The organism is Bradyrhizobium sp., assembly GCF_030654605.1.
Lineage (GTDB): Bacteria > Pseudomonadota > Alphaproteobacteria > Rhizobiales > Xanthobacteraceae > Bradyrhizobium.
In genome coordinates this window covers 1-4,715 of sequence record NZ_JAURXB010000136.1, presented here as the reverse complement: position 1 = coordinate 4,715, position 4,715 = coordinate 1, and the positions used below count along the sequence as shown (strand labels likewise).

Genomic DNA, 4,715 nt, shown 5'->3' with positions numbered 1-4,715 from the left:
CGCCTCAGCAACCCGTCGCGGCGACCGAATTGGTGATAGAGAGCAGCACCGACGTGAAGAACGACCAAAGCGATCAGGAGCCTCGCCCCGATACCGTGCGGTGCGCGCGGCGAATACTTCGAGAAGTCGGGCAGCGCAGCGCCTTGTCCACCGAAGATGACAGGACCTGCGCCACTCAGCACCATCATGCCGATGCCGCTCGCGATCATGCCAAGCAGGACGACATAGAACAGAATATGCACCGCTCGAGCGGCGCGCTCTTGCCAGTGCGGTGAACCGGCGATCGGATCGGGCTTGCGATCGAAGCGCCACCACCAGACGATCCGGAGTGCCGTCAGCACCAGCACCGCAATGCCAATGGGCAGATGAAGCCGGAGAAACGTCGCCTTGGCCACAGGATCGACCGTGCCCGCCGCGCGGAACCCCAGGACGATCAGCACGAGAACCAGAATGGCGCTCAGCCAGTGGATCGAAACCGCCATCGAGCCGTAGCGATCAATCGTACTCTTCAGTCCCATGACCGATCTCTTTCCTGAAAATCCGGGAAGTGACGCTGTAGCACCGGCTCGTCCGCAAGAGATGCTATCATTGATCTTCCTGCGAATTGATTTGTATCAATCGACGGCCGCAATCTGCCTGCAAGTGCCAATCACTTGGACCATGACGGCGGCTGCGACCGTGGTGATTACCTGAAGGAAAAGTACTGTGGACAACGGTCACGGCCGAACGGGATTCGAAGGCCGGCTTTCGCGGGTGGGCTGGGCTGCTGCGGCAATCGTCATCGTTTCCCTGATCGCCGCGACCTTCTTTGGCTTTCGTACCTACGGTACCTATCGGCTGCTCCAGTCCGCCACCCAGAGCGGAGTTCCCAGCACCAGCGGAATCCGTCCCTGGATGACGATTGGTTACGTGGCCGAGACCTATGACGTAGCCTTCATCACCCTCGCCGGTCGTCTGCAACTTTCTCCGGACACGGATCCCAAGAGCACGCTCAAGGCGCTCGCCGACCGCACATCGCTTCCGCGCATCGACTATATTCAGCGTGTTCAGCGTGCCGTGGCTGACACGGCGCCGATTCAGAAATCGTCGACCTCTCCGGGCTGGCTGGCCGCGCTCAACGACGGCATCCTGTCGCTGATCCTGACATATGGATACGCAGCCTTCGGTGTGACCCTGTTGCTCGCCGCGTTGGGGCTTCCATTGCCAAGTGGGGTCGCAGTCACGATTGCAGGATCGCTCCTGGCGCAGGGAAAGCTCGATTGGGGGCTGACATTCACCCTCGGGATCTTCGCATCGATACTTGGCGACATCGGAGGCTATTTTGTCGGGCGAAGGTTGGGACCTTCGCTGCTGGCCAACTGGGGACCTATTCTCGGCCTCTCCCTCGCACGACAGACGTTCCTCGCCGGCATGCTTTCCAGGTGGGGGGCGCTGACCGTCTTCCTGAGCCGGACCCTGATCTCGACGTTGAGCACCTTCGTGAGCCTGCTTGCCGGCGTCAGCCGCTATTCCGCGACCAGGTTTGCCGTGCTCAGTCTTGTGGGACGCAGCTTCTGGATGTTCGCCTATCTCTGGCTTGGATACACGGTCGGCACCGAGGTAGAGGCGGCAGCCAGCTTCCTGAGAAATCTCAGCGGCCTGCTCTTCTCGTTACTGATGCTTGCGGCGGCGATCGCAGTATTGATCAAGGGCAGCGCGATCCGGTTGGCTTCTCAATAGGTTCAGGGTCACGCCATGCTGGCGCGACGGCTGGCCGAAGTACCGCTGGCGCTACGTCGCCGGACCTCGCGGAGGATCCATGCGGGTTTCAGTGGCCATGATTTTATCCTCGCCTGCATCAGCACAACATTCGCTGCCGCTCAGCATCGGCACACGCATAATTCGGCTGCCCCTCGCGCTCAAGACGCAAGGCTGTTCGTGAAGTTTCCTGCGGCGTTGGTGGGATTTGAAGCCGGTTCGCCGGGCTGCCAGCACGGCCGCGTGCATTGATCCATATCAATTACAAGGAACGGTTGGACCCGGCAGTTTTGTTACATTCTTTTTCTGAGGGATGCCGCAATGCCGCTCGATTCGATTCTGGTTTCTGTCGCCGTCGTTGCCATGTTTGCGATCTTCGCCGGCGCCTTGTGGTACGCCGACACCCAAGCGTAACCACGCCTTTCATCATCCCGCAAGGTCGGACAAGCTGGTTCGGCGCAGTCTGGCACGACGGCGCCAGCGCCAAACTGCGATTGCCAGAAGCCCGATCGCGAGCGTGAACAGCATCGCCTTGGCCCGAAATCGTCCGCCGGGCCGGTCGATGGTGCGCGACCACAACGAAGGCGCCTCGCCCGGTCGCGCCAGCCGGAACGCCACCAGGCTATCGCCGATGGTGGTGCCGGATCGACGCATGGCCCCTAGCTGCACCGCGATCATCATCGCTCAGGGATCAATGGCGCCAGCGAAAATCCGTTGCAAGGGCCAGCCTCCTCAGTATCCGCCTCTCGACCTGCCCTGGTGCCCGCCCCTGTCGCCATAACCACCGCCGTAACCACCGCCGACCCCGATGCCAATGCCGATGCCGACCCGGGGTCCGGGCGCCGGTTCGTAATAGCGCGGCGGCGGGCGGCGAACGACCACGACGTCGTCGTCGACATAACGTCGCGGCGGCGTACGGTCGACGCGCTTCGGCGGGTCGGGCTCGGCGCGCTTCTTCGGCGTATCGACCTTCTTCAGCGGCACGATCGGCGTGGTGCAGGGACAGGTCGGGCCGAGCGAGGCGTTGGTCGGCTGCGGCGGACCGCCGGCCGGGCCTGACACGGCCGCGTTCGCTGCGCCGACACCTGTCGCAACAGTCGCGACGAAGTTCGGACGATTGCGCAGCCGCTCTTCCAGCTTGCGCGCGGTCGGGGTGAGATCGCTGTCCGGGAACTGCACGCTGAAGGCGCGATAGCCCGCCGCGGTGTTCAGGATCACGGCGTCGTTCCATGCCTTCATGCGGCGGTGACGAACCAGCCAGTCGCGCGCCTGCAAGCCCAGCGGCGTCTGTGCGTAGAGGGTCGCGAAGGCGTCATAGGCCTCGTCGGTGCCATCGGCGATGATCAGTTCATTGGCGGCCTCGACCGGCTTGCCTTTCAGGTCGCGCTTCCACTCGTCGACCGTCTTCCTGGCGGCAGCGAGTTTTGGACCGGCAACGGCCGGACCGACGAACCTGAAGTCGTCAGTCAGCGAGGAACTGTCCCACGGCGTCTGCCGTCCTTCGGTCGCCTTGTTGACCGCAACGCGGACGCGCTTGAAGGTATCCTCGATCGAAAGTCCGGGCTCCTTGGCCACGGCGAGCAGCGCCGTGGTGTAGGGGCTGTTGGCGCCGCTGCCGTCCTCGGCTTCGGCGCCTGGCGATGTCGAGAACGACATGAAGGTGCCGGGAGCGCCGGTCTTGGCATCGACGATGGCGAGCCCGCGCGCGGCGGTCTTGCTGATGTCCGGGAACGGATTGTTGCGGCAGGAATCCAGCAGCAGGATGCGGGTCTTGCTCGGCACCGAGGCCAGCGTGTTCAGGATGTCGTTGAGGCGCACCGCCTGCAGCGGAATGTCGGTTTCGCGCTTCGGATCGACATCGACCGGCACCAGAAAATTCTCGCCATCGATCTGCAGACCGTGGCCCGCATAGAACACCAGCGCGACGGTATCGGGGCCTTTCTCGGCCACCTTGGCTGCGAAATCGCCGACCTTGGCGCGCAGTTCGTTCTGCGACAGATCGGCGGCCGTCAACACCTCGAAGCCGGACTCGGTCAGCATCTGGGACACCGCCTTGGCGTCGTTGGCCGGGTTGGGCAGCGGAACCACGGCGCGGTAGTTCGACTGGCCGATCACGAGCGCGACACGGTTTTCAGCAAGGGCTGCGTGCGAGCCCAGCAGGATTCCCGCGGCGAGAACGATATGGCGAAGGACGGGACTGATCATGGCTAACCTCCAGGCTGTCAAATTGGTCAGTCGTATCAGCGCCGAGGTTCAAGCCCGGATCGCGAATACCGCTGCTGAGCTTCTCATTTTGTCTTCTTGACGGGTTCCGCCGGCCGCGCGACGCCCCAGGGGTCGTATTTTTCCCTGGATTCGGGAATCCGCTCGAGCGCGGCCTTGTAGGCTTTCTCGTCGACGACCGGCTTCTTCTCCTCGACCTTCCTGGTCTCCTCCTTGGGCCGGTTGGCCTGGGCGTGTGCGGGCATGGCCAGCAAGGCCATCATCGCCACCGCCATCGCCACCGTGAAGGTCCTCATCGCCCGGTCTCCCTGTCATCCCGGCTGCCAACCTAGCCTGCGGGGCGATCATGGCAAACCCCCGGGGGGTGGTGTGCCCCAAGGGACCCGGTTCCGGCAATTTGATGATGCGGCAGCGCGAATTGCTCCCCAATTGCGGGCAATCTCAACGGGCATGGGATAAAAACGGCGGATGCGGCGGGTCGTTGTTCAGTGGGCGTTGATGGCCGGCGTGGCGTTGGCAGTGACGGCCTGCGGCCTCGCCGACAGCCGCTCGCCGGTGCCGGAGTTCATGCGGAACAAGGCCACCGAGCCGCCGCCGCCGGAACCGCCGCCCGACGTCAAGCGGCTGGTGCGGGAGAAACTGGATTCCCTGTTCACGGCGGCCTCAAACCCGCGCGGTGTGCGGGTTTCGCCGCCGCTCCGCGAAGCCAGGGGCGCGGGCTGGACCGCGTGCGTCAGGGCCGAGTTGACCTCGGT

General features: G+C 63.8%; 6 protein-coding genes and 1 pseudogene. 3 read left to right on the top strand and 4 right to left on the bottom strand.

What is annotated here, in order from left to right:
- On the bottom strand, window positions 1–518 hold a 518-nt coding region (locus tag Q7U29_RS13525; RefSeq protein ID WP_304742185.1), incomplete at its 3' end, for a cytochrome b.
- On the opposite strand from Q7U29_RS13525, the gene Q7U29_RS13520 reads away from it, so the two are divergent.
- Both Q7U29_RS13520 and Q7U29_RS13515 read left to right on the top strand, forming a co-directional pair.
- A complete protein-coding gene (locus Q7U29_RS13520) occupies window positions 517–693 on the top strand; it encodes a hypothetical protein (protein ID WP_304742182.1) in 177 nt (58 codons plus the stop codon). The two genes, Q7U29_RS13525 and Q7U29_RS13520, sit on opposite strands and share 2 nt — an antisense overlap.
- Window positions 694–705: 12 nt before the next feature.
- The gene (locus tag Q7U29_RS13515; RefSeq protein WP_304742180.1) at window positions 706–1,719 is read left to right on the top strand and encodes a DedA family protein; all 1,014 of its coding nucleotides are present in this window, start codon (window positions 706–708) and stop codon (window positions 1,717–1,719) included.
- Window positions 1,720–2,163: 444 nt separating this feature from the next.
- Here the strand turns inward: Q7U29_RS13515 and Q7U29_RS13510 are convergent, their stop codons facing one another.
- From Q7U29_RS13510 to Q7U29_RS13500, 3 genes are all read right to left on the bottom strand, one after another.
- Window positions 2,164–2,418 (bottom strand): hypothetical protein, encoded by a 255-nt coding sequence (locus tag Q7U29_RS13510; protein WP_370691756.1) that lies wholly within the window; start codon window positions 2,416–2,418, stop codon window positions 2,164–2,166.
- 51 nt (window positions 2,419–2,469) lie between these two features.
- Complete coding sequence (locus Q7U29_RS13505; RefSeq protein ID WP_304742178.1) at window positions 2,470–3,942, bottom strand: caspase family protein; 1,473 nt, start codon at window positions 3,940–3,942, stop codon at window positions 2,470–2,472.
- An 83-nt stretch (window positions 3,943–4,025) separates the two neighbouring features.
- On the bottom strand, window positions 4,026–4,256 hold the full coding sequence (locus tag Q7U29_RS13500; protein WP_304742176.1) for a hypothetical protein: 231 nt from the start codon (window positions 4,254–4,256) through the stop codon (window positions 4,026–4,028).
- 172 nt (window positions 4,257–4,428) lie between these two features.
- On the opposite strand from Q7U29_RS13500, the pseudogene Q7U29_RS13495 reads away from it, so the two are divergent.
- Window positions 4,429–4,715: pseudogene (locus Q7U29_RS13495) on the top strand (hypothetical protein); the annotation flags it as partial.